General features: G+C 47.3%; 1 protein-coding gene. It reads left to right on the top strand.

The features are described from left to right. Positions 1 to 106 precede the first annotated feature (106 nt). On the top strand, positions 107 to 337 hold the full coding sequence (locus tag BLX24_RS31165; RefSeq protein WP_445422170.1) for a sigma factor-like helix-turn-helix DNA-binding protein: 231 nt from the start codon (positions 107 to 109) through the stop codon (positions 335 to 337). Positions 338 to 468 lie beyond the last annotated feature (131 nt).

Genomic DNA, 468 nt, shown 5'->3' with positions numbered 1-468 from the left:
GCTTCGAAATGCCCGTAATGATGTTTTTGGCCAGGCCGAGGACATCGACGATTTTCTGGATTTATTAGTCACATTATCGGCTGAACAACATACCATCGACCAGGAAATGAAACTGGATCAGGCTAACCGTATCCGTATGGCAGTTGACCNCGCCCGGCAGCGGGAAGTCATTCATTTGCGCTTTTATCAGGGCCTGAAGCTGGAAGAAATAGCCAGGGTCATGGACCTCAGTAAACAGTCGGTCAGTAATCTGCTTTACAAAGCTTACGCGGCGCTCAGAGTGAGCATTAGATTCGTTCTGACCGTGCTGCCCTGCCTGCTTTCAGTATTGCGATAGCAATTCTTACCCGGCTAAAGGAGTAATCTTGACCAGAATGTGTACCTCATCAATAGAACGGGAAAACACGGACATGGAATACAACCACTATCAACTGAACGATTTTTTACAGGACGACACCTTTGTGGCAT

Origin of the sequence: Arsenicibacter rosenii (assembly GCF_001870735.1) — a bacterium.
Lineage (GTDB): Bacteria > Bacteroidota > Bacteroidia > Cytophagales > Spirosomataceae > Arsenicibacter > Arsenicibacter rosenii.
The sequence above is the reverse complement of the archived record's forward strand: the minus strand, read 5'-3'. Positions and strand labels throughout refer to the sequence as shown.